Annotated in this window: 19 protein-coding genes; 13 read left to right on the top strand and 6 right to left on the bottom strand. The window is 43.8% G+C overall.

The window, feature by feature from the left end; all coding sequences use genetic code 11:
- Positions 1-338: 338 nt before the first annotated feature.
- The 3 genes from hutH to hutI all read left to right on the top strand — a co-directional run bounded on the left by hutH (position 339) and on the right by hutI (position 5,014).
- Positions 339-1,859 carry a histidine ammonia-lyase gene (gene hutH / locus B1K71_RS17915; protein WP_077329424.1) on the top strand — a complete coding sequence of 507 codons (1,521 nt, stop codon included), beginning with the start codon at positions 339-341 and terminating at the stop codon, positions 1,857-1,859.
- Entirely contained in the window at positions 1,852-3,498 is a 1,647-nt protein-coding gene (gene hutU, locus B1K71_RS17910; protein ID WP_077329423.1) for a urocanate hydratase, read from the top strand. The genes hutH and hutU overlap by 8 nt, the downstream gene beginning before the upstream one ends.
- A 262-nt stretch (positions 3,499-3,760) precedes the next feature.
- The gene (gene hutI, locus B1K71_RS17905) at positions 3,761-5,014 is read left to right on the top strand and encodes an imidazolonepropionase (protein ID WP_077329422.1); all 1,254 of its coding nucleotides are present in this window, start codon (positions 3,761-3,763) and stop codon (positions 5,012-5,014) included.
- Positions 5,015-5,102: 88 nt separating this feature from the next.
- Here the strand turns inward: hutI and B1K71_RS17900 are convergent, their stop codons facing one another.
- Positions 5,103-5,432, bottom strand: a complete 330-nt coding sequence (locus tag B1K71_RS17900; RefSeq protein ID WP_139343396.1) for a winged helix-turn-helix transcriptional regulator — start codon at positions 5,430-5,432, stop codon at positions 5,103-5,105.
- Between the two features lie 204 nt (positions 5,433-5,636).
- On the opposite strand from B1K71_RS17900, the gene B1K71_RS17895 reads away from it, so the two are divergent.
- A complete protein-coding gene (locus tag B1K71_RS17895) occupies positions 5,637-6,881 on the top strand; it encodes an aminopeptidase (RefSeq protein WP_077329420.1) in 1,245 nt (414 codons plus the stop codon).
- Between the two features lie 172 nt (positions 6,882-7,053).
- On the opposite strand, the gene recQ is transcribed toward B1K71_RS17895, so the two are convergent.
- A complete protein-coding gene (gene recQ, locus B1K71_RS17890) occupies positions 7,054-9,213 on the bottom strand; it encodes a DNA helicase RecQ (RefSeq protein ID WP_077329419.1) in 2,160 nt (719 codons plus the stop codon).
- A 256-nt stretch (positions 9,214-9,469) separates the two neighbouring features.
- Positions 9,470-10,774 (bottom strand): branched-chain amino acid transport system II carrier protein, encoded by a 1,305-nt coding sequence (gene brnQ, locus B1K71_RS17885; protein ID WP_077329418.1) that lies wholly within the window; start codon positions 10,772-10,774, stop codon positions 9,470-9,472.
- Between the two features lie 339 nt (positions 10,775-11,113).
- On the opposite strand from brnQ, the gene B1K71_RS17880 reads away from it, so the two are divergent.
- Positions 11,114-12,973, top strand: coding sequence for a cation:proton antiporter (locus tag B1K71_RS17880; RefSeq protein ID WP_077329417.1), 1,860 nt, complete (start codon positions 11,114-11,116; stop codon positions 12,971-12,973).
- Positions 12,974-13,035: 62 nt separating this feature from the next.
- Here the strand turns inward: B1K71_RS17880 and B1K71_RS17875 are convergent, their stop codons facing one another.
- Together B1K71_RS17875 and B1K71_RS17870 are read right to left on the bottom strand one after the other, a co-directional pair.
- Positions 13,036-13,215: an SE1832 family protein gene (locus tag B1K71_RS17875; protein WP_077329416.1), complete on the bottom strand. Its 180-nt coding sequence runs from the start codon at positions 13,213-13,215 to the stop codon at positions 13,036-13,038.
- Between the two features lie 354 nt (positions 13,216-13,569).
- A complete protein-coding gene (locus B1K71_RS17870; protein ID WP_077329415.1) occupies positions 13,570-14,649 on the bottom strand; it encodes an AI-2E family transporter in 1,080 nt (359 codons plus the stop codon).
- A 192-nt stretch (positions 14,650-14,841) separates the two neighbouring features.
- Between B1K71_RS17870 and B1K71_RS17865 the strand changes: the two genes are divergently transcribed.
- The 4 genes from B1K71_RS17865 to B1K71_RS17850 all read left to right on the top strand — a co-directional run bounded on the left by B1K71_RS17865 (position 14,842) and on the right by B1K71_RS17850 (position 19,267).
- Positions 14,842-16,569, top strand: coding sequence for a phospho-sugar mutase (locus B1K71_RS17865; protein WP_077329413.1), 1,728 nt, complete (start codon positions 14,842-14,844; stop codon positions 16,567-16,569).
- A 44-nt stretch (positions 16,570-16,613) separates the two neighbouring features.
- The gene (locus B1K71_RS17860; protein WP_077329412.1) at positions 16,614-16,973 is read left to right on the top strand and encodes a DUF488 domain-containing protein; all 360 of its coding nucleotides are present in this window, start codon (positions 16,614-16,616) and stop codon (positions 16,971-16,973) included.
- 242 nt (positions 16,974-17,215) lie between these two features.
- A complete protein-coding gene (locus tag B1K71_RS17855; protein ID WP_077330364.1) occupies positions 17,216-17,656 on the top strand; it encodes an OsmC family protein in 441 nt (146 codons plus the stop codon).
- Positions 17,657-17,872: 216 nt separating this feature from the next.
- Entirely contained in the window at positions 17,873-19,267 is a 1,395-nt protein-coding gene (locus B1K71_RS17850) for an L-cystine transporter (protein WP_077329411.1), read from the top strand.
- An 83-nt stretch (positions 19,268-19,350) separates the two neighbouring features.
- Here the strand turns inward: B1K71_RS17850 and B1K71_RS17845 are convergent, their stop codons facing one another.
- Entirely contained in the window at positions 19,351-21,135 is a 1,785-nt protein-coding gene (locus tag B1K71_RS17845; RefSeq protein WP_077329410.1) for a DNA ligase D, read from the bottom strand.
- A 103-nt stretch (positions 21,136-21,238) separates the two neighbouring features.
- On the opposite strand from B1K71_RS17845, the gene B1K71_RS17840 reads away from it, so the two are divergent.
- The 4 genes from B1K71_RS17840 (at position 21,239) to B1K71_RS17825 (ending at position 25,416) form a co-directional block, all read left to right on the top strand.
- On the top strand, positions 21,239-22,072 hold the full coding sequence (locus B1K71_RS17840; RefSeq protein WP_077329409.1) for a non-homologous end joining protein Ku: 834 nt from the start codon (positions 21,239-21,241) through the stop codon (positions 22,070-22,072).
- 113 nt (positions 22,073-22,185) lie between these two features.
- Complete coding sequence (locus B1K71_RS17835; RefSeq protein WP_077329408.1) at positions 22,186-23,364, top strand: M24 family metallopeptidase; 1,179 nt, start codon at positions 22,186-22,188, stop codon at positions 23,362-23,364.
- Between the two features lie 176 nt (positions 23,365-23,540).
- Positions 23,541-24,554, top strand: a complete 1,014-nt coding sequence (locus tag B1K71_RS17830) for an acyltransferase family protein (protein ID WP_077329407.1) — start codon at positions 23,541-23,543, stop codon at positions 24,552-24,554.
- A gap of 34 nt (positions 24,555-24,588) precedes the next feature.
- On the top strand, positions 24,589-25,416 hold the full coding sequence (locus tag B1K71_RS17825; RefSeq protein WP_077329406.1) for a sugar nucleotide-binding protein: 828 nt from the start codon (positions 24,589-24,591) through the stop codon (positions 25,414-25,416).
- Positions 25,417-25,653: the final 237 nt, after the last annotated feature.

The following is a 25,653-nucleotide window of genomic DNA, read 5'->3' as shown; positions in this document are numbered from 1 at the left end:
CCTGTTTCCGGCTGGGAGCAGGCAGTTTTTTTGCGGACTGCACCGAAATGATAAAGCGGCAGGCGTTTTCGCTATAGTTGACAGCTGAAATGATAAAGTTCACAATTATAATTCCGAAAAATCCCCCAATTTAAATCCCACTCTTGCATTCAGCACGGAAAACGCTTACACTGTAAAGTAAGAAAATTTATATTATTGAGGTGCTGGTATGTGCATACATCGAAATAAAAAGCATATTGCCACAATTAATGGACATTCAGGAGGCATGGTTTAACAACCATAGCCTCCTTTTACTTTGTCCGCTTTATTATAGTAAAGCAATAGTATGGAGGTGGAGCATGGTTATTTTAACAGGAGAGACATTAACAATGGAAGAGGTTCGCCGTGTTGTTTTTGACCACGAATTGGTTTCCCTGGCAGGGTCATCACGGGAAAAAATCATGACAAGCAGGCAGACGGTTGAACAGATGCTGGTGGAAAAACAGACCATGTATGGCATTAATACGGGTTTTGGGAAGTTCAGCGATGTTGTCATTGGGGATGACGATTTGGATGCGTTGCAGCTGAATTTAATTCATTCCCATGCGTGTGGTGTGGGGGAACCATTTTCGGAAAAAATCAGCAGAGCGATGCTATTGCTGCGGGCCAATGCGCTTATCCAAGGATATTCCGGGGTAAGACCGGAGCTGATTGAGCAGTTTCTGGACTTTTTAAATGAAGGAATCCACCCGGTTATTCCGCAGCAAGGGTCACTTGGAGCAAGCGGAGATCTGGCGCCGTTATCACATCTGGCGCTGGCACTGCTTGGGGAAGGTGAAGTTTTTTACAACAGTGAGCGGACAACCACAGAGGAGGCGCTGAACAGTGCAGGATTATCGCCGATTACGTTAAAGGCAAAAGAAGGGCTGGCACTGATTAACGGAACACAGGCGATGACAGCAGTTGGTGTTATTACCTATTTGGAAATGGAAAAAATGCTCTACCAAAGCGAGCAGGTTGCGGCGATGACACTTGAAGGGCTGCACGGCATTATTGATGCCTTTGATGCAGATTTGCACCGGGTTCGCGGTCATCAGGAGCAGATGGATGTTGCAGAGCGATTCCGCGAAACATTACGTGACAGCGGGCTGACAACGCGGCAAGGGGAACTGCGTGTGCAGGATGCCTATTCGCTGCGATGCATTCCACAGGTATTGGGGGCAGCCTGGCAAACCGTTCATTATGCCAAAGAAAAACTGGAAACGGAAATCAATGCCGTCACAGATAATCCGCTTATTTTTTCCGAGGAAAACAAAGTGATATCCGGCGGGAATTTCCATGGTGAGCCGATTGCATTTGCAATGGACTTTTTGAAACTTGGAATTGCGGAAGTGGCCAATGTCGCGGAACGCCGGATTGAGCGGCTCGTCAATCCGCAGCTGAACGACCTGCCGCCATTTCTTAGTCCCAATCCAGGGCTGGAATCCGGTGCGATGATTATGCAGTACAGTGCGGCATCACTTGTTTCTGAAAATAAAACATTGGCACATCCGGCCAGCGTCGATTCGATTCCGTCATCAGCTAATCAGGAAGACCATGTCAGCATGGGAACAATAGCAGCAAGGCATGCGCTGCAGATGCTGCAGAATACGAGGAATGTCGTTGCGATTGAACTGATTTGTGCGATGCAGGCGGCAGCGTTTCGCGGAGTTGAGCAAATGGCCTCTGCAACACGTGAATTTTATGAAAATGCCCGAAAAATAGTACCGGAAATCACCAAAGACCGGATATTTTCCAATGATATTGAAAAACTGGCAAACTGGCTGAAAGATTCAGAGGAGAGCAATGTATATCGAAAAGGGGGAGTTTTACATGAATAAGGTAATGGCAAAAAAGGGAACTGAACTGGAATGTAAAGGCTGGGAGCAGGAAGCAGCACTGCGGATGCTGTATAACAATCTGGATCCGGAAGTAGCGGAAAATCCGGATGAACTCGTTGTATATGGCGGTATCGGCAAGGCTGCACGGAATTGGGAGGCATTCGACGCGATTGTAAAAACACTCCGCAGCCTGGAAAATGATGAAACAATGCTTGTGCAGTCAGGGAAGCCTGTCGGTGTTTTTAAAACACATAAACATGCACCACGCGTGTTGTTATCCAATTCTGTACTTGTACCGAAATGGGCGAACTGGGATCACTTCCATGAGCTCGATCAGAAAGGTCTAATCATGTACGGGCAAATGACGGCGGGCAGCTGGATTTATATCGGAACACAGGGGATTTTGCAAGGAACGTATGAAACGTTCGCTGCGCTTGCCAAAAAACATTTTAACGGAACACTGAAACATACAATCACGCTGACTGCCGGGCTTGGCGGCATGGGGGGTGCACAGCCGCTTGCTGTGACAATGAATCAAGGTGTTGTAATTGCAGTGGAAGTTGATCGGGAGCGGATTGACAAGCGAATCCACACAAAATATTGTGACGTTATGACAGATAATCTAGATGAAGCTGTGCGTATGGCCAATGAAGCCAAGCAAAAAGGTGAAGCACGATCAATCGGGCTGCTCGGGAATGCAGCAGAAGTCCACCATGAATTAATGGAAAAAGATATTCAGATTGATATTGTAACTGATCAAACATCGGCACACGATCCGCTTAACGGCTATGTGCCTGTCGGTTACAGCTTGGATGAAGCAGCAGCACTTAGAAAAGAAAACCCGCAGCGGTATACGGAGCTGTCATCACAGAGTATGGCGAAACACGTGGAAGCAATGCTTGCGTATCAGCAAAATGGTTCGATTGTGTTTGATTACGGCAACAACATCCGTCAAGTGGCCAAAGATGAAGGTGTGGCGAATGCGTTTGATTTTCCGGGATTTGTACCGGCATATATCCGCCCATTATTTTGTGAGGGAAAAGGACCATTTCGCTGGGCTGCACTTTCAGGTGATCCGGAAGATATCTACCGGACCGATCAGCTGATTAAAGAACTTTTTCCGGAAAATAAAGAACTGATTCGCTGGATTGATATGGCTCAGGATCAGGTTGCTTTTCAAGGGCTGCCGTCACGGATTTGCTGGCTCGGCTATGGGGAACGTGTGAAAATGGGACTTGCAATCAATGACTTGGTACGAAAAGGTGAACTGAAAGCACCAATCGTTATCGGACGCGATCATCTTGACTGCGGATCCGTTGCGTCGCCAAACCGTGAAACAGAAGGCATGAAGGATGGCAGTGATGCAGTAGCGGACTGGGCTGTACTTAATGCATTGGTAAATACAGCAGCAGGCGGCTCATGGATTTCCTTCCACCATGGCGGCGGTGTCGGCATGGGGTATTCTTTGCACGCGGGAATGGTAGCAGTGGCAGACGGTACCGACCTTGCGCATGAACGGCTGGAGCGTGTCTTGACGACTGATCCTGGAATGGGCATTGTCCGGCATGCGGATGCAGGCTATGAAAAAGCCGAACAATTCGCAGCAGAAAATAACATTACCATACCGACTAAAAAGTAGTTGTTGGAAATATGTCTTTGCAACTCGAAGCATACTCGGAGAAGTAATGCTCGTCGCACTGTAGGGTCTCACCACCAGCGCAGGAAATACACGGAGACTCCTGCCGGAAAGCGAAGACGATGAGACCCCGCAGTGAGTGGTTTTCTCACAAGGAGGCTCATCGCGAGCCCGCGGAAAGCGAAGTGTATTTCCGGAGCGACGGCACATTAGCATAATTTATATGAGGTAACAACGAGAAGAACCAAAAAAGGAGCTACTAAACATGCAGGCAGATTTACTGATTAAAAATATCGGACAGCTTTTGACGATGGATAAACAGGGACCTGTTAAAGGCAGTGACATGAACGACTTACAGCCATTGGAGAATGTGGCGGTAGCGGTGAACAATGGAAAAATTGACTGGATTGGACCGGATGATGAGGCGGCTTCAATCCAAGCGAAAAAAACCATAAACGCAGGTGGTAAACTCGTTACACCGGGGTTGGTGGAACCGCACACTCATCTTGTGTTCGGCGGATCCCGTGAACATGAAATGGCACTGAAGCAGCAGGGCGTGCCATATTTGGATATTCTTAAGGAGGGCGGGGGCATTTTGTCCACTGTGAATGCAACCAGGGAAGCGTCCTATGACGACCTGCTGGAAAAAGCGTTGTTCCATCTTGACCGGATGGCGCGCCACGGCATTACGACGGTGGAAGCAAAAAGCGGCTATGGCCTTGATAAAGAAACCGAACTGAAACAGCTGAAAGTCGCCAAAGAAGCAGGGGAGAAGCACCCGCTTGATCTCGTTTCAACATTTCTTGGTGCCCATGCGATCCCGCCGGAATACAAAGCAGACCCGGAAGCATTTTTAGATATAATGGCTGATTTGTTTGATGACATTAAAGAACAGGACTTGGCTGAATTTGTTGATATTTTTACCGAAACCGGTGTCTTTTCGGTGGAACAGTCCCGCCGTTACTTGCTGAAGGCGAAAGAAAAAGGCTTCGGGGTCAAAATTCATGCAGATGAAATTGATCCATTGGGCGGAACAGAACTGGCTGTTGAAGCAGGGGCAATCAGTGGTGACCACTTGGCTGTTGCATCAGATGAAGGAATCCGGCAGCTGGCAGCATCTGATACAATCGGGGTGATTTTGCCCGGAACGAGTTTTTATCTTGGAAAAGATTCGTATGGACCAGCCCGTAAAATGATTGACGCAGGAGCGGCAATTTCCATATCAACGGATTTTAATCCAGGCAGTTCGGTGACGGAAAATCTGCAATTGATTATGTCCATTGCTGCGCTTAAGTTAAAACTTTCACCAGCAGAGATTTGGCATGCGGTAACTGTTAATGCCGCACATGCGATTGGACGCGGCGGGCAAGCAGGAACCATTGCCGCGGACCGCACGGCAGATATCGTCATCTGGGATGCCCCGAATTATATGTATATTCCGTATCATTATGGGGTCAATCATGTGAATACGGTAATAAAAAATGGGAATGTATTGTATGAAAGAGGGGAAATCCGATGACATTCCACCCTGTCAAGCTACTTGGTAAGGTATAGGGCGGATGATCGAAAGACATAAAAAAAGGGCCCAGAATCACTTAGGGTCCTTCTTATGCCTTGCTTTTTTCTACGTCTTTAGGAGATACCCAATGATCAGCCCAATTTTGAATTTCTTCAATAACCGGTCTTAGCGACTTGCCTTTTTCCGTTAGCGAATATTCAATTCGAACAGGGAACTCGGAGTATATGGTACGTTCAACAATGTTTTCTTTTTCAAGCATTTTTAATCGATCAGAGAGAAGTCTTCCGCTGATGGGCAAATCAGCTTCCATTTCGGAAAAACGCCTTGCACCATTCAACAGTTCAAACAAAATAAGGCCAACCCAGCGTTTGCTGATAATTTCCATTGCATTTTCAAAACGCGGACATAAATTTTCCATCATCTTTCTCACCCCTCTGACAGTATAATTAACTTACAAAAAGTAACCTATTATTATCATAACACAATATGCTGCATGCGTAAATTATTTTCGGCTTGAAATAGACGTTTTATACCCGACTTATTGTTTGGTATTTTCTCAATCATATGAAATAATATTGATATGTATTTGTCATCAACTTTTAATTTTTTTGGAGGTAAGAGTATGGTAAATCAAAAAGTGAAGGAAAAGTATGCAGAATTAGCTTTAAAAACAGGGGTCAATTTACAGAAAAACCAGGCGCTTATGATTAATGCGCCAATTGAAGGGGCGGAATTTACAAAGACAGTAGCCCGCAAAGCGTATGAAATGGGCGCCAAAGACGTACATATTAACTGGTCAGACGATGAATTAACACTCCTGAAATTTGAAAATGCGCCGGATGAAGTTATTGCGGATTTTCCGGAGTGGAAAGTAAAACTGCATGACGAATATGCGGAGGACGGTGCGGCGGTATTATCCATCCGCTCGACAAACCCGGACCTATTAAAAGATGTCGATTCCTCACGCGTGGCTGCTGCGAACAAAGCTGCTGCACAGGCAATGACTAATTTTCGCCAGTACACTATGAACGACCGGATTCCATGGTCAATCATCTCCATTCCGACGGGTGATTGGGCGCAAAAGATTTTCCCTGATAAGTCCAAAGAAGATGCAATTGAAAGTCTGTGGGATGCAATTGTTAAAATTGTTCGTGTTGACCAGGATGATCCAATTGCAGCATGGGATGCACACAATGAAACATTGAAAACTGCAAGGGAAATTTTGAATAAGCGAAACTATAAAAAGTTGATTTACAAAGCACCCGGAACAGATCTTGAAATGGAGCTTCCGGAAGGGCATATCTGGAAAGGCGGCTCGGCCGAAACGGAAAAGGGGACGACGTTCAATCCAAATATGCCGACCGAGGAAGTATTCTCCATGCCGCATAAATATGGTGTGAATGGAACAGTATCAAGCACCAAGCCGCTTAATTACGGCGGCAGTCTGATTGATAATTTCAGCCTGACATTCAAAGACGGAAAAGTAGTGGATTTCAAGGCGGAGCAGGGTGAGGACACGTTGAAGCACCTGCTTGATACAGATGAGGGCGCACGCCGTCTTGGTGAAGTTGCACTTGTACCGCATGAATCCCCGGTATCCCAGTCCGGTTTGATTTTTTATAACACACTATTCGATGAGAATGCATCATGCCACATTGCGCTTGGAAAGGCATACCCGACCAACCTGGAAGGCGGCGCTTCCATGAACGATGAAGAGCTTGATCAGCATGGGGTCAACGACAGTCTCACACATGTTGACTTTATGATTGGTTCCGAGAAGCTTGATATCGACGGTGTCCTGGAAGACGGCAGCACTGAGCCGGTATTCCGCAACGGGACATGGGCATTGAATATAAAAGGAGAATAATGCATGAAAAAGGGAATCCGTTTTAAATGCGGATTCCCTTTTTGTAAAGAGCCTGATAAAAGCCTCTACTTGACTGATAAACTCCCCGTAGTGACTGATAAAAGGCCCCACTTGACTGATAAATCTCCCGTACTGACTGATAAATCACACAAACTGACCGATAACGAGTCAGCTACAGTATTCCATTCTTCACCAGCACTGCTTTTATTTTCGTATAATCAAATTCATCAGCCAATGCCTCTTTTAACGGTTTGAGTTTTGGCTCAACAATTGTCTCCCTTGCTTTCAGAACAGCGGCTTCCTCCTGTTCCGTGAAAAATATATTCCATGCGATTGGATAACCATCCTTGTATGCTTTGAAAATATGTCCTTCAATCGTCTGCGGTGACAATTCCCGGATTGCCGCAATATCTGTTATTGATTTTCCTGACTGAAACATAGTATAACTGATTGTGTGACTTGGGCGGTCATCATCCGACTGTTTCTTCTCCCGGGGAGGTGATGCAGTCGAACCGGTAATCCGTACAGCCGGTTTCTGATCCGGATGCTCCGCTCGCCATTGTTGAATCTCATTCAAAAAAGCCTCACCGTACTGCTCAAATTTTCGTTCGCCAACACCTTTAATTGTCAGCATGTCATCTTTTGTATCCGGAAAATAACGGCTGAGTTCTTTCAGTGTAGCATCAGAGAACAATACATATGGCGGAACATTACGCTCATCGGCCATTTCCTTTCGCAGTTTCCTTAATGCAGCAAACAGATCTTCCTTATAATCTGCTTCACTATCGGATGGAATTGGTGCAGTATACATCCACACCGTCCGCCTTCCTTTTAGAACCTCAACGGAATTCTGATTTAATTTCAGTGTCGGGAATTTCCCTTCTTCTGTTGCCAATAGCTGTTCAGCAATCAGAAAATGAATCCATTCGGTCAATTCTTTTTCAGTATACGCGGAAAGCAATCCATAAGTAGAAATTTTATCCAGCCGGAAATCAGCAATTTTTCTGTCGCGCGATCCTTTTAACACTTTGGCGGTCATGCCGACACCAAAACGTTCGCCCATTCGTTTGACACACGATAAAATCATTTGCGCTTCTTCTGTCAGGTCAACACGTTCCTGACGATGCAGACAATTGCTGCAGCGTTTGCATGTGGCACTGCTCCTGGTTGATATTTCGCTGAAATAATCAAGAATAAACGCTGTCAGACAGCTGTGTGTATGACAATAATTAATCATTGCCTGCAGTTTCCGATATTCGGCCTGTTTTGCCGCGTCATCCATCAGTGATTGCTCGATTAAAAACTTTTGCAGCTGGATATCCTGTGGTGAAAACAGCAATATACAATCACTATGCTCCCCATCACGGCCAGCCCTGCCTGCCTCCTGGTAATACGATTCAATGGTCATCGGCATTGCATAGTGGATGACGTAGCGGACGTTAGATTTATCAATGCCCATTCCAAAAGCGTTTGTCGCCACCATTACAGTTGTTTCATCATGAATAAATGCTGCCTGTGCCTGTTTCCGATCTTGTTCACTGAGTCCCGCATGGTATTTTGCGACTGAAATACCGCGCTTGGACAACTGATCGTACAATGCATCTGTCTGTTTCCGTGTTGCGGCATAAATGATGCCGGATTCCCCCGGATGTTCGGACAAAAAAGAGCGTATATAGGTTGCTTTATCTTTCCCTTTTACAATATGAAAGGCCAGGTTTTCCCGTTCAAATCCGGTATTAACGACAGCATCATCTGCAATATGCAGCAGTTCACGAATGTCCGAAATAACTTCACCTGTGGCTGTTGCAGTCAGTGCAATAAAGACAGGCAGGTTCGGCAGTTTTTGCAGATTCGGCACAATCGACCGGTAGCTTGGCCGGAAATCATGTCCCCACTGCGAAATGCAATGTGCCTCATCAAATGCGATTAGCGAAAGTGGAACATGTTTAATGGCATTGACAAAAACAGGTGATTCAAAACGCTCCGGTGCAACGTAAACAAATTTATAGCGGCCGGCTTTCATGTCAGCAAGACGTGTCTGCTGCTCCCCGGCGGACAGTGAACTGTTTATGTATGTAGCCGGGACATCCAGTGATTGAAGCGCGTCAACCTGATCCTTCATCAGTGAAATTAATGGCGAAATAATAATGGCCGTACCATCAAGTGTCAATCCGGGAATCTGGTAGCAGAGCGATTTCCCGCCACCTGTAGGCATAACGGAGAGCGTATTTTTGCCTTGAATGATATGATTGATTGTTTGTTTTTGTCCGGGGCGAAATGTTTCATATCCAAAATAGGATTGCAGTATTTTTTCTTCTTGTGCAAGTGTCATTTTGATTCTCCTTATGATTCTACCTGCAGCTTGCAGGAATTGGCTTTTAAAATGTAACGGTTTAATGTGGAAAGTGTTTACTGGAAAGAAGGGAATTAGGCGAGCGTAAATCTGAAGCATAGAACAAAATAAGTGAGCGGGTCACCAGGCTAATTTCTATTTTATCTGATTCAGAACGAAAAACAAAGCGATAATTTTATGGAACCTTTTCCATTTGAAATACAATCCTTCACAGTAAAAAAAGAGCCGACATAAGTCAGCTCTTAACGGATACAGGCTGGTGCTGTTTTCCTTTAAACATGTAACCGATCAGTCCGCCAATGAAAGCCGGAACAATCCAGCCAAGCCCAATAGCGAAAAATGGCAGATATTCCAAGGCAGCGGTGACTGCTGGCATTTTCAATCCGAATGCGGTAAGACCGTCATACAACGATATAATGGCTGTAAGGAGGATGGCCCCGCGATAAACTGAATGTGCACCACCAAATATTTTTTGCATAAAGGTAAGTAATATAAGCACAATGGCAATCGGATAAATAAATACGAGAACTGGAACAGATACCTTAATAATGGTGTTTAGACCCTGGTTGGCAATCAGGTAACTGACAATTGTCACGAATGCAATGATCCATTTATAGGACAATGGTGTAATTTTAGAGAAAAACTGGCCGCATGCCACAATCAGCCCGACACATGTCGTGAAACATGCAAGTGATACGATGACACCGAGCAATAATGCACCAAACGTACCAAATATTATATCAGCCGCTCCGGATAAAATTTCACCACCATTGGCATAATTTCCGTTGTTTGCCATTTTTGCGCCGATCCAGCCGATTGATGAATAAACAGCAATGAGACCGATCCCGGTAATGATCCCCGCTTTTAGTGTAGATGTCAAAAGTGCTTTTTTTGTGTGGATGCCGCGGTCCTTAAACGCGTTGACCACAATAATTCCAAAGGCCAAGGCTGCAATGGCATCCATCGTCAAATATCCTTCAATAAACCCTTTGAAAAAAGGAGCATTTGTGTATTTTTCAGTCGGTTCCATTAATGGATCATCAAGCAGGAAAAAACCGCCAATGATTAAGGCAATAATGGAAAGAAGCAGAATTGGTGTTAAGTATTGGCCAATCCGATCCACCATTTTTGACGGATTCATGCTCACAACATAAACCAGGATAAAAAAGAGACTTGTAAAAATAAACAGCATCAGGGAGGAGGTACCATTCATAAATGGTTCCATGCTCATTTCATATGCTACTGTTGCAGCACGCGGCACCCCGAAAAATGGACCGATTGCCAGATATACAGCAGATGTAAAAATAAGTCCGAAAATCGGATGGACCTTATCTGCCAATTCCCTTGCATCATTTTCCACATATGAAATGGATGTGACTGCGAGTATCGGCAAACCGACTCCTGTTATGACAAAACCGGCAATCGCCGGCCAGTACGATGTTCCGGAATCCATTCCCAAAGTCGGTGGATAAATCAGATTTCCTGCACCGAAGAATAGTGCAAATAACATAAATCCTATTACAAAGGTATTTTTATTCATGATGCTCGTCCCTTTCTGTATCGTCTTAGCGAAATCAATTACAATTATATAATACAAAATAATTTGACAATTTTACGCAAAGTTTTCAAAAATATCACAAAGCAAAATACATTTTAACAAGTTGAATAAAAGGAAGTCAATAAATATCTGTACGTAAATCTGACACTTCCGTGAAATAATAAAAAAGGTACTGCATCGGTTTAAGGGAAGCTTTTGGCAAACTACTATCCAACAGCCATGCTTACGGATGAAATAAAATTGTTTACATTATGATGAACCGCATTTAAAATAACCTTATATTATTTACCCAATTGGAAAATTTAAGTTAGGGGGAAAGATATGGTTCCATCTCTTTTATTTGAAGTCATGCTGATTGGCCTTTTAGGGATTGGTTCACAATGGATTGCCTGGCGCTACCGTATGCCTGCCATTGTGGTGATGTCCATCTCCGGACTTATCGTTGGTCCGATACTGGGACTCATGAATCCTGAGGAAGACTTCGGCAGTTTATATAATCCTATTATCTCCGTTGCGGTTGCGATTATCCTTTTTGAAGGTAGTCTTAACCTGAGTTTTAAGGAGCTGAAGGGTCTGGGCAAGCCGGTATTTCGGATCGCTACAGTCGGTGCGTTTATTGCCTGGATTTTAGGCTCATTGACCGCACATTATATTGCTGGACTATCCTGGACCGTTGCTTTTGTAATCGGAGGGTTATTCATTGTAACCGGACCGACTGTTATTCTGCCTTTGCTGCGCCAGTCAAAGTTAAAGGCAACGCCCGCGAAGTTGTTAAAATGGGAAGGCATTATTGTTGATCCAATCGGTGCTTTGCTCGCAGTCTTTGCGTTTGAAATTATCGCCTTTTTGACTTCAACTAACCCGGATAGCACTTCTTTACTCTTATTCTTTGCTGCATCCATATTTGCTGTTATATTAGGGTGGGCTTGCGGCCGCGGAATAGGCTGGATGTTTGAAACAGGTCATATACCGGAGTTTCTGAAGTCTCCGGCAGTCTTTATCGTTGTCATTTTTGCCTTTACTTTTGCCGATGAAATAGAGCATGAAACTGGACTGCTGGCCGTAACAGCTATGGGGATGACCCTGGCGAATCTCGGTATAAGTTCCGTCGCAGACATGCGTCACTTTAAGGAAAATATTTCTATCCTGCTTATTTCCGCAATCTATGTAATGCTTACAGCTTCCCTTCAAGTGGATGTTTTACTGAAAATTTTTGACCCGAACATAATTGGATATGTCATTTTGATGATGATTGTTGTCCGACCGTTATCCATCTTTCTGTCAACATGGGGTACGTCCCTGTCATTGAATGAAAAACTTCTGGTCGGCTGGATTGCACCAAGGGGAATTGTTGCACTGACAGTGTCCGGTTATTTTGCTTCCATTCTGACAGACGCCGGGTATGAAGATGCATCAATCATTACCACACTTACCTTTGGATTGGTATTTTTCACAGTTTGCGCACACGGGTTTTCAATCGGACCGCTGGCAAAAAAACTTCATCTTTCTCTGGAAGGAAGACCAGGTACACTTATTGTCGGCAGTAATAAATTCACTGTAAATCTTGCCAAAACATTGTCCAAAGCCAAAAATCCGGTTTTGATTGTTGATTCATCGTGGGAAAGATTACGTCTGGCACGGGAAGCAGGGGTGCCATTCTATCATGGTGAAATGATGTCAGAGCAGACTGAATATCATTTAGATACGAATCCATATGAATATTTGGTTGCGGCAACTGATTTCCATTCCTATAATGCATTGGTATGTACGACGTTTATGCCGGAATACGGGAGGACTAATGTATTTAAAGTCAGTCCGTATAAATTACTGGATGGCGGTGTCAACGATTCTGTCGATCGGGTTGGCGGCCGAATTTTGTTTAAAGAGGATGTCTCTATGGAGGATCTGATCAACAAAATTGCCAAACATTATGTGTTCCGTCAGACAACATTGACTGATCAATACAGTTATAAAAAATATTTGACGGAAAAAGATGAGGAAGCTGTTATGCTTTATGCATTGAAGCCATCCGGAAAAATTAAATTTTACACCGAAGAAATGCGGGTTTCTCCTGAATCAGGCGATACAATCGTAAGTCTGACACCGCCGAAAAAAGAAATCAAAAAGATTAAGGAACGGCTTGAAAATCAACGTAACAATAACAACGGCAATAAGGATTAATATAAAACAAGACTGCCTGAGCATCAGCACGGGCAGTCTTTGTATTTAAAGATGTAATCTTATTACTTGAGCTCATCCAGTTTCCGGTTCAGTTCTTTCATCCGGTTTTCCATTTCAATCAATTGCTGCTCCCCTTTGGAAGTATTTACACCAAATGAAGTAGCTTTTTCCAGATCCCCCTGAATTCGGATATAATCTGATTTCAAATCCATCAGTTCATCTTCTATTTCTTTTTTTGTCATCTCCATCACTCCCACTACCAGTTTAGCGGAAAACAGCCGCTTTTACAAAAAAGATTCCATTGCCTATGGTTACAAAAACGTTTTTCAAGAGAAAACTTCTTACTAACCTGAAATAGTGTATAAAACCGCTCCAGAAATATACTTCGCTTTCACTTTCGAGCATAAGTGCGACATCTGCTCAACTATCGTTTCGCAGTGTCTTCTTTACCGCGGACGGCTGCTGAGCCTCCTCGTGCCTGCGCACTTCGGAGTCTCACCTATGCCTTTCCTCCCGCAGGAGTCTGCGTACATTTCTTCCGCTAAAATATAGAATTTATCCTCTTTTAGATTGGGACCTGGCCACTAAACGCTGTTTCAAATCAATGCATCATCGCCATTTTTCTTGTAGTAAGTGTGATAAAAATGGACAATAACCGTTTTGGCGACTGCATAGAACGGTACCGCAAAAAGAATGCCGAGAAAGCCTGCAATGCTTCCCGCAGCCAGGATGATGGTGATTACCGTAAGCGGATGCAGTTTCAGTGCGCGTCCCATAACATTCGGTGAAACAAGATTTCCCTCAAGCTGTTGAGCGACGAGCATGATAATACCTATCCAAACTGCCATAATCGGGTCCTGAAAGACGCCGACAATCAATGCCGGAATGACTGCCAGAAATGGTCCGAGAAATGGGATAACATTCACGAGCATTGCAAACAGTGCCAAAGTCATCGCATAATCCAAATCAATAATCGAATAGCCAATGTACAGGAGTATGCCAACACAAAGGCTGACAATTAATTGTCCTTGTATATAGGATGTTAGGACTTCATCAATTTTATGGAGCAGTTCCCGGAAATTTTTTGCTTTCTTTTTTTCAAATATTTGGGTTACAAACGGCGCGAATTTGTCTCCGTCTTTTAACATGAAAAAAAGGAAAAACGGGATAAGCACGATGGAAAAAATAAAGCTGATCAGGTCCCCGACAAAGCCGAATATAAATGACATAGCAGTTTCAGTGTACGTCTGCAAATTGGATGTAATGTTATTAATCGTGTCATTGACTTCCTGAGGTATATTTTCCTGATTTGCCTGCCAGTAAATGATAAAATCCTGTACCGCTGAAATCATCTCCGGAATGCTTTCAATCAGTCTTGTTACCTGTTTTTGTGCAATTGGAGCAATATATGTAATTAATAAATATCCGAGCAATACTAACAGCAAAAATACAATGATAATCGAAATAATCCGGTTAACTTTGTATTTTTCCAGCAGATGCATAATTGGCCGTGTTAAATAATACAGAACGCCTGCTCCAATAACTGGGATGGCTACCGCACCAACATATTTAAAAATCGGATCAAAAATAAAATCCGTTGCTGAGATTAATAAGATAAGTAAGAAAATGAGTATAAACGTGATAAGTGTCTGGAACCACCGCTTATGCTGCACCATACATCACAACTTTCTTTTGGTTATTAATATCTATTTTACCTGTTCGGGCCTTGAATAGAAAGGATGCTTTTCATATTTTCACCTGAAATCTATATGTCTAAACCCCATATTACCAGTACAATAGAATTAAGTTTAAAAGTATGCTAGAATTTTGGCATATAATTGTTGTTTATATAGAGGGGGATTTTCGAATTGGCTGAGTGGGAAAAAGTGCACGAGAAATGGACAACTTTTCATAATCTTGATCCGGTGCTGAAAGAAGAGCTGGATCATTTGGCGGATAATCAACATGCGCTGGAGGATGCATTTTATAAGGAATTAACATTCGGAACAGGCGGCTTGCGCGGTGTTCTGGGAGCAGGCATAAACCGGATGAATATTTATACAGTACGAAAAGCCGTTAACGGGCTTGCTCAATATTTGCGGGAGAACCGGGTCAACGTTTATGACCGTGGTGTGGCAATTTCCTATGATTCCAGGTATATGTCGCAGGAATTTGCCATGGAAACGGCCAAAGTGCTCGGTGCGTATGGTATCAGATCCTATGTCTTTGAAACATTGCACCCGACACCGGCATTGTCATTTGCTGTCCGGTACCTGGGGGCAGCCGCGGGGGTTATGATCACAGCAAGTCACAATCCGCCGGAATATAATGGGTTCAAAGTTTATAATGAGGATGGCGGGCAAATTGTTCCCGCTGAGGCAGATGAGATCATCGCCTTTATTCAGCAGACGGAAAATGAATTAACTGTCCCATTTTTGGAACGGAGTGAACTGGAAGCAAAAGAGCTGTTGAACTGGATCGGCGACGAAATTGATAATGCGTATTTGGAACAGCTTTTACAAATTTCTAAGCTTGACAATGAGGAGCTGCAACAGCAAAAAGACATGCCAATTGTGTTTACACCGCTCCACGGAACTGCCTTTGAACTGGTTACACAAGGGTTGCGTCAGTTGAACTTTACCAATGTTGACGTTGTAAAGGAACAGGCTGCGCCGGATCCGGAATTTTCAACGGTTGACTCGCCGAATCCGGAAGAACATCAGGCATTTACAATGGCAATTCATGAGGGGAAAAATTCAAACGCTGACGTCCTGATTGGCACAGATCCCGATGCAGACCGACTGGGCGTTGCTGCGAAAGATGATTCGGGTGAATATAAAGTGCTGACCGGAAATCAGCTTGGCTCGCTGCTATTGGACTACATTCTTTCCCACAGTCAAGATGCAATCCTGGCGAATGGCCGGATGATCAAAACGATTGTAACATCGGAACTGGGTAAAAAAATTGCCGCAGCGTATGATGTTGAAACAATTGATACATTGACCGGTTTTAAATATATTGGCGAAAAGATCCGTCAATTTGATGCGACTGGTGAATCTTTTGTTTTTGGGTATGAAGAAAGTTATGGCTATTTAATCAGCAGCTTTTCCCGGGATAAAGATGCTGTACAGGCAGCCGTCCTTGCCTGTGAGATGGCCTATTACTGGAAAAAGCGGGGCAAAACACTGCATGAAGCATTGGATGGACTGTTCGAAAAATACGGATATTACCTTGAAGGCATGTCTGCTTTGACACTGAAGGGTAAAGAAGGATCCGAAAAAATTGCAGCCATTATGAAAAACATCCGCAGCCAACCATTGACGGAAATTGACGGTCTGAAAGTGCTGCAAGTGGAAGATTATCTGGCAGGTGAACGAAAACTGCTTGAAAACGGCTCAGTTGAGGAAATCAACTTACCAAAAGAAAACGTCGTAAAATTCAAACTTGAAAAGGATTGCTGGGTATGCCTCCGTCCATCCGGGACAGAGCCGAAAATTAAATGCTACTTTGGGGTGTGTACAACAAGCAAGGAAGAGAGTGCCAGTACGCTTGAGCGCCTGAAGCGCGAGATGGAAAGTGTGATGGATCAGGTTTGAGTTCTGATTGGCAGTGGAAGAATCACTATAGTGAGGTGATATAAATGCCAGTGCAGATGAAACGGATTTATGAAGAAGCAAGCGAAGATGACGGCCTCCGCGTTTTGGTCGACCGCGTCTGGCCGCGCGGCATGTCCAAGGAAAAAGCAAAACTTGACCATTGGATGAAGGAAATCGGTCCCTCATCTGAACTTCGAAAGTGGTTCGGGCATGACCCCGACAAGTTTGATGATTTCAAAGAGAGGTATAGGGAAGAGCTCGGAAGCGGAGATCAGCATGAGGAACTTCGCAAACTGAAAGAGCTGACGAAGCAGAATGACAAAAACGTAACACTGCTGTATTCCGCGAAGGATAAAAAACATAACCAGGCCCGCATCCTGAAAGAAATATTGGACCATCAATAATCATAACCTCCACCGGTCATATCGGGGGAGGTTTTTTGGAGGTCGATATTCTACCGAGAATGGTTGATAATTACTACAGGAAGGTCGATACTTGGACCATATTGGTTGATAATGGTGTGCGGAAGGTTGATTTCAAGTGTGGATGGGTTGATATCGCATCGCGAAGGTTGATTAAGGACACGTTTCGGAGTATGAATGGTATAATCCGGTCAAAGAAAAAAATTAAAACAGGAGTGATCATAATGGCAGAACACCAATTTGATTTAAAAGCAGACTGGCCTGGTGGTCGTAACAGTACCGGCTATATTGAAGCAGGAAACTTACAGACGAAAATCTCCATACCACCTGAGATGGATGGACCGGGTGTTGGAACAAATCCGGATGAAATGCTGCTTGGAGCGGCCGCAACATGTTATTTAATTACACTTGCAGCTATGATTGAGCGGGCGCGGCTGCCATTAAAGGAAATGTCCCTCGATTCGGCCGGAATTGTCGATGTGACAGACGGTGTGATTACATACAAGCGAATTATTCATAAACCACATGTCGCATTGCAGGACGATGCTGAACGGAAACATTACCGCATGTTGGAAAAACTGGTGGATAAGGCGGAGGAAAGCTGCATGATCTCCCGCGCTTTAAAAGGAAATGTAAGTGTCGAGGTCGAAGCAGACATAATATGAAGAAAGTTTTTTATAAAGGAAATCCCGTACTGCTTTTTGGCAGTACGGGATTTTTTAGCCTGCCTTTAGCCAGGCTTATTTTTTCAAGTTTAAGGCGACTTTTACCAAAATTCAATCTCTTGACACATTTGAAGTTGTCCCTGTATATTATTAAATCATACTATTTTTATAAGAATTATATACTTAAAGTAACATTTGAGTAAAGGGGGAAATGGTTTGGATACATTATATGTTGTTATTAACATTGCTATGCTGCTTGCGGTGGTTGGTTTACTCATTTACATGCAGAAGAAGCATTTTTCATTCAGTAAAAGAGTGTTCACCGGTTTAGGCATGGGGATTGTGCTTGGTGCCATCCTGCAGATGATCTATGGTGCTGAATCGGAAGTGTTAAGTCAGACAGGAGCATGGTACGACATTGTTGGAAGAGGCTATGTCAGTTTGCTGATGATGATCGTTGTTCCGCTTGTAATGGTATCGATTATTCAGTCAATTATTAACTTGGAAAAGTCATCTGATCTTGGTAAAATGTCTGCCTGGATTATCGGCATTCTCGTGGGAACTGCCATGATTGCTGCGGCTGTAGGGATTGGAAGTGCGGCACTATTTGATTTAAATGCCGATCAGATTGATGCCGGGCAGGCAGAAAACGAGCGTGGGCAAATGCTGGAGTCAACACTGGGTGAAGTGGAAGATATGTCCACACCTGAAAAAATTCTAAGCTTTATTCCAACGAACATTTTTCAGGATATGACCCAACAGCGGCCAACATCGGTAATTGCAATTGTTATTTTTTCCATTATTGTGGGTATCGCCGTTCTTGGATTACGGCGAAAAAACCCGGAACAGGCTGAAACTTTTACAAAAATTGTTAATTCGTTTTATGCAGTAGTCATGCGGATTGTAACGTTGATTCTGCGCTTAACACCATTCGGCATTCTTGCGCTGATTGCAAATATGGCAGCAACGACTGATATTGCCGGTATACTTGAACTTGGTAAGTTTGTCATTGCTTCCTATGTCGCATTGATTGTCATGTTTATTATTCATTTAGTGTTAGTCGGGCTATTTGGGTTGAACCCTTTGATATACCTGAAAAAAGTAATGCCAGTACTAGGTTTCGCATTCTCATCCCGGTCCAGTGCCGGTACGATTCCATTAAATATCCAGGCACAGAAAAATTCACTCGGTGTTGATTCGGGAATTGCCAACATGTCCGCATCTTTTGGTGCAACCATCGGTCAAAACGGGTGTGCCGGGATTTATCCGGCTATGCTTGCGGTTATGATCGCACCTTCAGTTGGCATTGATCCCTTCACACCGGAATTTCTGATCAAATTAGTGCTGATTGTCGGCATTAGTTCATTCGGTGTTGCCGGGGTTGGTGGCGGAGCAACATTTGCCGCTTTAATAGTTCTGTCATCGATGGGGCTGCCTGTTGCACTTGCGGGCTTACTAATCTCAATTGAGGCGTTGATTGACATGGGACGTACAGCATTGAACGTAAACGATGCAATGCTCACAGGTACATTGACATCCCGGATTTTGAAGAAATTAAACCTGAAAACATACAATGATAAAACTGCAATAGAACAGGAAATTTCAGCGTAACAGTAAATGTGTAAGAAGCTGTTCCCGCAGGCCGGGACAGCTTCTTCTTTGAGGCTGGGGCATATTCCAAGCCTTACTGCGCGCTACCGGATCAGCTTCAGCAGCTTATCCATTTTCTGTCTTTCTCCGGCTTCCCAATAACCATCAAATGGACATCCATTTTTTTTAACACGCTCAACAGCATTTTCAATTGTAAATAAATCCGGCGTCAGTCCATCTCGTACTTCCTCCCAAAACAATGGTGCAGAAACTGAAGCATCTGCGGTTTTACGCGGGGAGTAGGGGCTAATCAATGTTTTATCTTTTCCATGTTGTACATAATCAATATAAAGTCTGTTGCCACGCTTTTCTTTCAGCCGCTCCGTTGTGAATGAATCAGGATAACCGCGTTCAATGGTCCATGCAATTGCTTGTGTGAAAATGGCAGTTTCATCATATGTCAGACTGTTGGCGGGGATTGGAATATGGACCTGCAGCCCTTTTCCGCCAGATGTTTTCACAAATGAAGTAAGTTCCAGGCCATCAAGCATCTCTTTCAACAATTCTGCTGCCTTAATAGCAAGAGGAAAGGCTTCTCTGCCGGGCGGATCAAGATCAAATACAATTTCGCACGGATGATCATTGCCAATTTTTTGAAAGGGCACATGGAATTCAATTGCCCCATGGTTGGAAAACCAGGTTAAGGAACGTAAATCTTCACAACTGAAAAACACTTCATCTCCTGCTTCAATTTCCTGTATATATTCTGGCGCATATTCCGGAAGATGTTTTTGGAAAAAAGATTTGTCATGAACGCCATCAGGACAGCGGATCACTGTCAGACGCCGCTTGCAAAGAAACGGGAGCATATATGGTGCAATTTCCCGCATGTATACAAGCAGATCTCCTTTTGTTAAACCGGGCTCCGGCCAAAAAATTTTGTCTGTATGGGAAGGTTCAATCTCCTTTGGCAGCATGGCGAGGTCCTGCTGCAGTTTCTTCCATGTGCAGGTATCGACAGCCATTTCGGGCAAAAGCTGCACGAATTCCGGTTCACGTATTTCCCCGCCATGCAAATCCAGTGTATGTAAGGATGCACAAATAGCAGGCGGCAGCCGGTAGCCGCCATCCTCTTTCTTACCTTTGGATAAAAATAAATCTTTCAAGGTGTCCAATTGTTCATGATCGTGCCCATGCTTACACTTACCGACTTCGTGAATTGTTTCATTATCATAAACTGCTGCTGTAAAATATCCGTTTCCGGGATTGTAAAACGTCAAAAATACGGTAATGGTCCGCCAGTTTTTAATTTTATACCAGTCACGATGCTGTTTTTCATTTCCGTATGCACTGGTCCGTTTTTTGGCAACCATTCCTTCTGCTTTATGCTCAAAAATCTCCCGCCACAATGCATCCGGATCCTTATGGAAAGGAATATATCGGAGACGCCCGCTTGTTCCAATCCGCTCCATAACCGCTGCCAGATGTTTTTTTCGTGTATTGAAATCGGTGTTATCTTTTTGATGAAGTAAATCAAATACCATCAAACATGCCGGACGCATCTGTGCAGCTGCACGGATGGCATCTTTTTTTCCGAGCCTGCCGCGCTTTTGAATTAAACCAAAATTGGCCTGGTATGCGTTGTTAAGTACAACCAGTTCCCCGTCCAGCGTGAGCGGCAGCAAATCCGCAATAAGCTCCTGTTTATCCCGGCAGTAGGCAATAATTTCCGGGAAATTTCCACTTAAATCTGTATCATTCCGGCTGATAAGTTTCACGGAATCCGCTTCCCAAACCAGAACGCAGCGAAAGCCATCATATTTCACTTCATAAACCCAGTCATTTCCGCGCGGGATCTTAGTACTGGCAATCGGCTTCATTAATTTCATCTATAAATCCTCCCATATTCATAAAGTTGCCTATTTCGGGGGAAAATATGAAAACGAGCAACCCGGAGTCTTCCGGATAATAACCTGCAGGAGGTAATGAAAGATGCACACCATGTGGAAAGGCACTATCAGCTTTGGACTTGTGAACATCCCGGTAAAGATGCATGCTGCCACAGAAAACAAAGATGTCAAGTTAAGGCAGCTCCATAAAGAATGTCAGGCACCGATTAAATATGAACGCACATGTCCGAATTGTGACCGTGAAGTGGAGAATGATGAAATTGTTAAAGCGTATGAGTATGCAAAAAATAAATTCGTTGTTCTGGATGATGAAGAGCTTGCTAAATTGAAAAAGGAGCAGGAAGATAAGGCAGTTGAGATTGTAGACTTCGTAAAGCTTGAGGAAATCGATCCGATTTATTTTGAAAAAAGCTACTACCTGTCTCCTGGAGAGGGCGGCGGAAAAGCGTATGGGCTGCTGCGATCAGCTTTGGAAGACACGGGAAAAATCGGCGTTGCCAAAATGATAATTCGTTCGAAAGAGCAGTTGGCGATTATCCGGATTTATAAAAACACGCTGGTTGTCGAGACAATCCATTACCCGGATGAAGTACGGAATGTCCAGGACGTTCCGAATGTCCCGGAGGAAACAAAAACAGAAGAAAAAGAGCTGGACACTGCTAAAATGCTGATTGATCAGCTGACAACTGAATTCGATCCGGAAAAATATAAAGACGATTACCGCACGGCCCTGCTTGAATTAATCGAGGAAAAGAAAAATCAGGATGAGGTTACAACCACAGCCGAAAAACCAAAACCCGACAATGTCACCAATCTTATGGACGCACTCGAAGCATCCCTTGACCGCGCCAAAAAAGACAAACCCAAAACCAAAAAGAAAACCACAACCACCCGCAAAAAGAAAACAGGAACATGAGAGGGCTGGCGCCACCCGACTTTGTCGATATTTGTCGAAATAGGCAACGTTTTATATTTGCCTTTTCCCGGGAAAGGACATATAAGTCTTTTTAAGGAAGAAGGATTTGGGTTATGGAACAGTTGTTTAATACGTCCGAGTATCATGAGCGGCTCAGACAGGTGAAATTGCAAATGGAGGAGCAGGGTGTTGATGTAATGCTTGTGACAAATCCATCCAACATGAATTATCTGTCCGGTTATGATGCATATTCCTTCTACGTCACACAGGCACTGATCATTATTAAGGAAAAGGATCAGCCATTTTGGGTTGGAAGGAGACAGGATGCAAACGGTGCAAAATTGACAACCTGGATAGATGATGAACACATTTACTATTATACGGATGATTACTTGCATTCCGATACAAAGCACCCTATGGATGTCATTGCTCAACTTTTTAAAAAATGGAAGCAGGATCAGAGGCGGATTGGTGTCGAGATGGGCAGCTACTTTTTATCCGCGATGTCCTATGAAACATTCAGAAGCTGGCTTCCTGATGCAACATTTGCTGATATGACAAGGCTGATTGGCAATGTGCGAATGATCAAATCCAATCAGGAACTGCACTATATGCGGAACGCTGCTTCCAATGCTGAAAAAGCAATGCATGCCGGAATAGACGCGATTAAAAAGGGTGTCCCCGAAAATGAAGTTGCTGCTGATATCTACTATGCACAAATCAGCGGGGCAGAGGGGATAGACGGTGACTATCCATCAATTGCACCCTTATTGCTTTCCGGAGTTAAGTCCTCCAGTCCGCATTTGACATGGAGCGGGGAAGTGTTTAATGGTGATGAAATCGTTACGATTGAACTTGCAGGTGTACACAAACGGTACCACTCACCACTTGCCAGAACAATCAAGCTCGGTCAGCCATCTGCTAAAGAAAAACGGTTAGGTGATGCGGTTACGGATAGTCTCAATCAAACATTAAATGCGGTTGAGCCAGGGGTTACTTGCGGTGAACTTGCCCTGGTGTGGAGTGATGCCATCCGGAAACACGGTTTTGAAAAGTATGACAGACTCGGATATTCCGTCGGTTTCAGTTATCCGCCAAACTGGGGTGAACACACGGCAAGTATTCGCCAATACAACCAGACTGAACTTGAACCGAACATGACCTTTCATTTGATTCCGGGGTTATGGGAGGAAGATTGCGGCGTCGAAATCAGTGAAACATTCGTTGTCACCGAAAATGGATGTGAAACACTCGCCAATTTTCAACGTGAATTATTAACAAAAGAACCATAATAGTGAATGCGCATGTTTGGACCGAGCAGATTTTTCCTGCAACGTTACTGAAATGTATCATTTTTTCATTCCGTTTACACTTCTTTAACAACCTTATGAAATCGTTGGTTTACCGTCGTATTTTTGTTTAGAATCGGGTATAACCTAAGGTAGGAAAGTAAAAAGGGTGAGAAAAAATGAACAGAAATGCGTATTTTGATAATGCGAAACTATTTTTAATATTTTTAGTTGTTTTCGGTCATTTGATCCAGCCATTTACCGATGGATCACATGGGATGAACACAATGTATCTATGGATCTATACGTTTCATATGCCTGCATTTATCTTTCTGGCAGGTTTCTTTGCAAAAGGGTCAGGAAACTGGAAATACATTATGAATCTGGCAAAAAAACTACTCGTGCCATATTTGATTTTCCAGTTATTGTACACAGGCTACTATTTCTTTATCGGAAAAGAAGGATGGGAAAGCGGGATTTTTTACCCGCAATGGTCACTTTGGTTCCTGTTCAGCCTGTTCAGTTGGCACATACTGCTGATAGCCTTTAAAAAAATCCCGGCTGCAGCAGGTATTATAACAGCAATTGCCATAGGGCTTATTGCAGGTTATTTTGGCGATATCGGCCATACATTCAGTTTGTCACGGACGCTTGTCTTCTTCCCATTTTTCGTGATGGGGTATTGGATGACGAAAGAACAGGTGATGGTGCTGAAACGGAAAGGGTTCCGAATTGCGGCAGTGGCCGTTTTAGTAGGTGTTGCGGCAGCGATTTACATTGCGCCGGAATTTAACTCCGGTTGGCTCCTGGCATCAAAATCATATGGTGATCTGGGACTTCCGGAATTCGGCGGACTGGCAAGATTGCTGGTTTATGCCACGTCAATAGCCATGTCGTTCAGTGCACTTGCACTGATTCCGCAGGCACACAGCAAATTGTCAAAACTTGGAGCGAGAACGCTTTATGTGTATTTGCTGCACGGCTTTTTCATCCAGCTTTTCCGTGCAACCAATCTGTTTGAGGTGAATAACTTCATGGACGTTATTGGACTTGGCGTTATTGCCGCTTCTATCGTATTGCTGCTTTCAAGCAGACCAATACAAGGATTGTCACAGCCAATAATTGAAGCAAAAGCGTCCATTATAAGAGAGGCCTTTGGACACCGCGGAAGGAAAAGCAGATCAGAATATTAATAGGTTAAGTCGATAAAAAGGGGAGGTGTCAACGATGAAAGTATGTGTATTTGGAGCAAATGGGTATGTAGGTGCATCGTTGTATCAACTGGCAAAAGAAATTCCGGATGCTGCTGTAACCGGAACATATTTGGAAGAACCGTCCTTGTTTGATGACTTATATAAACTGGATGTCAATCAACCGGAGTCTTTTTCTGAGTTCTACAAAGAAACCAATCCTGATGTGGTTGTCTGGTCTGTTATGGATGGTCCGAATGAGCATGAATTAACGGATCAAGGTCTTATACACCTGATCACGCATTTGACACCACAGACAAAATTGATTTATATTTCATCCGACTTTGTTTTTACGGAGGGAAAAGGGCCATACAGTGAAGAAGATCCAATGTCGAAACTGCCGGATGACCATCTGTACAGCACCTATGCAAATGCCAAAGTGAAAGCTGAGCGTTTTATAACAAGCCAAATATCCAATTATGTTATTTTGCGAGCCGGTCCGATTTATGGCGAAAACAAAATCGGAAAGCTGGACGAACGGACCGATGAACTTGCATATCATCTAAGTTCCGGCAGACCGATTGCTTATCGGGACGATTTGATCCGCACCTTTGTACATGTGGATGATCTGGCTCAGATCATTAAAGAGCAGATACAAAGTGATGTGACAGGTGTTTACCACATAGGTTCAGGGGAAAGCAGCAGTTTCTACGGCTTTATGCGTGAGATGACCGAGAGATTAGGTTACAACCCGCAGCTTGTGGAAAAAGGATCTGAAACAGAAGTGGTTGACAAAGAAGTTCCGAAAAATACGTCGTTAAAAACGGAAAAAATTAAACAAATAACGAAACTGAATTTTCGCTGAAACGTATAACAGATGACCCTCTATAGTTAATAGATATAAACAGCCCGCCATTTAAACAATGGCGGGCTGTTTGCTGCGGACCTTTTTGTCATTTTAGGAATAGATTTATAAACCGCAACAAAATCATTGGTTCACTGTTGAATCGCCGCTGTGGAAAAATACTCGCTTTCCAGGGGCAGCAGCTCAGCCTCCTCGTTCGCAAAACCCGCTCACTGCGGGGTCTTCACTTGCTGCTCT

This window comes from Virgibacillus siamensis, from assembly GCF_900162695.1.
Lineage (GTDB): Bacteria > Bacillota > Bacilli > Bacillales > Amphibacillaceae > Lentibacillus > Lentibacillus siamensis_A.
The sequence above is the reverse complement of the archived record's forward strand: the minus strand, read 5'-3'. Positions and strand labels throughout refer to the sequence as shown.

What these genes read in the sequence shown, in the direction of transcription:
- recQ (WP_077329419.1), bottom strand. Translation starts at nt 9,213, where the DNA reads ATGACACTTGCACAAGAAGAAAAAATACTGCAATCCTATTTTGGATAT.
- B1K71_RS17840 (WP_077329409.1), top strand. Translation starts at nt 21,239, where the DNA reads ATGCACACCATGTGGAAAGGCACTATCAGCTTTGGACTTGTGAACATC.
- B1K71_RS17855 (WP_077330364.1), top strand. Translation starts at nt 17,216, where the DNA reads ATGGCAGAACACCAATTTGATTTAAAAGCAGACTGGCCTGGTGGTCGT.
- B1K71_RS17825 (WP_077329406.1), top strand. Translation starts at nt 24,589, where the DNA reads ATGAAAGTATGTGTATTTGGAGCAAATGGGTATGTAGGTGCATCGTTG.
- B1K71_RS17900 (WP_139343396.1), bottom strand. Translation starts at nt 5,432, where the DNA reads ATGGAAAATTTATGTCCGCGTTTTGAAAATGCAATGGAAATTATCAGC.
- hutH (WP_077329424.1), top strand. Translation starts at nt 339, where the DNA reads ATGGTTATTTTAACAGGAGAGACATTAACAATGGAAGAGGTTCGCCGT.
- B1K71_RS17845 (WP_077329410.1), bottom strand. Translation starts at nt 21,135, where the DNA reads ATGAAATTAATGAAGCCGATTGCCAGTACTAAGATCCCGCGCGGAAAT.
- B1K71_RS17895 (WP_077329420.1), top strand. Translation starts at nt 5,637, where the DNA reads ATGGTAAATCAAAAAGTGAAGGAAAAGTATGCAGAATTAGCTTTAAAA.
- B1K71_RS17880 (WP_077329417.1), top strand. Translation starts at nt 11,114, where the DNA reads ATGGTTCCATCTCTTTTATTTGAAGTCATGCTGATTGGCCTTTTAGGG.
- B1K71_RS17830 (WP_077329407.1), top strand. Translation starts at nt 23,541, where the DNA reads ATGAACAGAAATGCGTATTTTGATAATGCGAAACTATTTTTAATATTT.
- B1K71_RS17835 (WP_077329408.1), top strand. Translation starts at nt 22,186, where the DNA reads ATGGAACAGTTGTTTAATACGTCCGAGTATCATGAGCGGCTCAGACAG.
- B1K71_RS17870 (WP_077329415.1), bottom strand. Translation starts at nt 14,649, where the DNA reads ATGGTGCAGCATAAGCGGTGGTTCCAGACACTTATCACGTTTATACTC.
- brnQ (WP_077329418.1), bottom strand. Translation starts at nt 10,774, where the DNA reads ATGAATAAAAATACCTTTGTAATAGGATTTATGTTATTTGCACTATTC.
- B1K71_RS17875 (WP_077329416.1), bottom strand. Translation starts at nt 13,215, where the DNA reads ATGACAAAAAAAGAAATAGAAGATGAACTGATGGATTTGAAATCAGAT.
- hutI (WP_077329422.1), top strand. Translation starts at nt 3,761, where the DNA reads ATGCAGGCAGATTTACTGATTAAAAATATCGGACAGCTTTTGACGATG.
- hutU (WP_077329423.1), top strand. Translation starts at nt 1,852, where the DNA reads ATGAATAAGGTAATGGCAAAAAAGGGAACTGAACTGGAATGTAAAGGC.
- B1K71_RS17860 (WP_077329412.1), top strand. Translation starts at nt 16,614, where the DNA reads ATGCCAGTGCAGATGAAACGGATTTATGAAGAAGCAAGCGAAGATGAC.